The 2,297-nt window shown below is 68.4% G+C and carries 1 protein-coding gene and 2 pseudogenes; 2 read left to right on the top strand and 1 reads right to left on the bottom strand.

The genetic code is table 11. From position 1 onward, the window contains the following. Nucleotides 1-571: pseudogene (locus IJH84_RS20400) on the bottom strand (AAA family ATPase); the annotation flags it as partial. Nucleotides 572-773: 202 nt separating this feature from the next. On the opposite strand from IJH84_RS20400, the gene IJH84_RS20395 reads away from it, so the two are divergent. After that, the gene (locus IJH84_RS20395) at nt 774-1,868 is read left to right on the top strand and encodes a questin oxidase family protein (protein WP_295147661.1); all 1,095 of its coding nucleotides are present in this window, start codon (nt 774-776) and stop codon (nt 1,866-1,868) included. A 90-nt stretch (nt 1,869-1,958) separates the two neighbouring features. Next, nucleotides 1,959-2,297: pseudogene (locus IJH84_RS20390) on the top strand (VOC family protein); the annotation flags it as partial.

The raw sequence follows: 2,297 nt of genomic DNA, 5'->3' as shown, positions 1-2,297 counted from the left end.
GCCAGTTCATCTCCGGATCGCTGGAAAGCCCCGTCTCCAACGCGAAGATGTGCCCCGACAGATCCCGGTAAGCCTCCTCGACCGAATCGAACCCCGCCTTCGACCCCAGCACCGCGAACCACGGCGTCCACACGTGCGCAGGAACCAGATAACCGCCGCTTTCCAGCGTGATCTCCAGCAAGTCCAGCGAATCCAGCCCCAGGATCGGCCGCCCGTCCGAAGCCAGGATCCCGATCCTGCCCAACCGGCGCGTGAACTCCTCCGCCGCCGCGAAATCCGGCACGTAGCACAGGTGATGCACCTTGCGCGTGCGCTCGCCGTACTTGTAGATCGTCGAGATCTCCACCGACAGCATGAACCGCACCTCACCGGTGCAGTTCGGCGGCATCCCAGCCGACATCTCCCGATCCCGCTCCGGACGCAACCGCAACAACCCCGGCTCGGCCTCCTCGAGCACCTCCCGCAGATGCGCGAACCACGCAGGGTGCGTGAAATCCCCGGTCCCACCAACGTGATGCCCTTGCGCCTGGCCCACCACGTCAACTGCTCGATGTCGCAGTCCTTGCTGCACGCGCGGGAGTATTTGGAATGGATGTGCAGGTCGGCATGAAAACGCACCCGGCGATCGTGCCAGCCCCGCGATCACGCCGACCGCAGGGGGAGCCCGCCACCGGCCCCGCCGCAACCGCCGGCACCGGACATTGACTTCAAGCGCACTCGAAATCCGAACATGAACCCAGCCCGACCTCCCGACACCACCCCGAGGTGCGCGAATGATCCCCTACACCGACGCGATGCACGAAGCGCTCGACCGCCTCGACGGCCTCGGCCCCGAAATCGGCGAAGCCGAACTGGTCAATCACGGCCCGATGGCCGCCGAAGCCCTGGCCGCACTCGGCCACGGCGCCGAAGTCGGCACCTGGGTGCAGACCTGGCGCGCATCGCGACCCTTCCACCAAGCACCCCCGGTCACCTTCGACCTCGACGGCGACGACGAAACCTCCTGGCGCCCCGCACTCGGCGACCGCAACAAACTGGGGGACTGGGAAGGACTGTTCCACCGCGAACTCACCGAAGCACCCTGGCAGGACGTGCTCGCACGCTGGTGGCCCCGACTCCTGCCCGGCCTGTTCACCCGCGTCACCCACGGACTCATCCGCACCGCCCACGCAGTGCGCAGCCTGGCCAGCACCACCGGAACCGGCCAGACCCAGCTGACCGAACTGGCCCGCGCACTGGCCATGTGGGCCTCCCGGTTCACCGCACTACCCGGCACCGCCCAGCTGACCGGCAACTCCGACGTCGCCACCGCCGTCGCCGCACTACCGCGCACCTGGCTCGAACCCGACGACCGGACACCCTGGACCGACGCCACCCGCGACCGGCTGCAACACCCCGACGCACTACCCGGCTACCTGCCCGCGCTGAGCGCACTGCACACCGGCGACCCGCACCGGCTGATCACCGAAATGACCACCGAATTCGCCGGGATCTACCAAGCCCACCCAGAAGTCATGCCCATCCCGCTGGTGCACGCCGTGACCGCGCCCGCCGCCGTGCGGCTCGTCCTGCCGCACCTTCCCGCCGACCACCACCCGGCCACCGTCGAAGCGCTGTGGCAGGCCAACGTCGCCATGCTCCTCGCCTTCACCATCGACCGGCGCGGCGAGGACACCGCGCTGAACACCGCCATCGACAGCGATCCACCACCCTTGGACGAACTCATCGCCCGCGCCGTCGAGCACGGCGACGACCACGTCATCAAGTTCACCGAAGCCGCCGCCCGCGAACACGCACTGCGGCCCGACCCGCGCTACCCGGCCGCCGTGCACGCCGCCCAACAGCGCATACCCCGCCTCAACCGCTGAACCGAACCGGCGACCGCGATTCGCCACGACCGGCCGCAAAGCAACAAAAAGGAAGTGTGACTGCCCTCTGCCGAGACCTACGGTGTGGCCATGTACCTGGAAAACCTGGTCACCGACGCCGTCGATCCGCAGCGGCTCGGCCGGTTCTGGGAGGCGGTGATCGGCGGTCAGCGGCTCACCGACGAGCCCGACTGCTTCGAAACCCAGCTCGCCGTCGAGGACGGGCCGGTGCTCGACCTGTGCTTCCAGCGCGTCCCCGAACCGCCATGCAGCCGCCCCGGCTGCACATCGACATCCGACTCGAAACCGCAGACGACCCCGACGAACTCGCGGCAGAAATCGCCGAACGCGGCGGCCGCGAATTCCGCCCCGCTCGGGGAGAACTACCGTGGCGCATCCACACCGACCCGTCTGGCAACGAGTTCTGCT

The organism is Saccharopolyspora sp., from assembly GCF_017434145.1.
Lineage (GTDB): Bacteria > Actinomycetota > Actinomycetes > Mycobacteriales > Pseudonocardiaceae > Saccharopolyspora_C > Saccharopolyspora_C galaxeae.
This window is presented reverse-complemented; position numbering and strand designations above follow the sequence as displayed.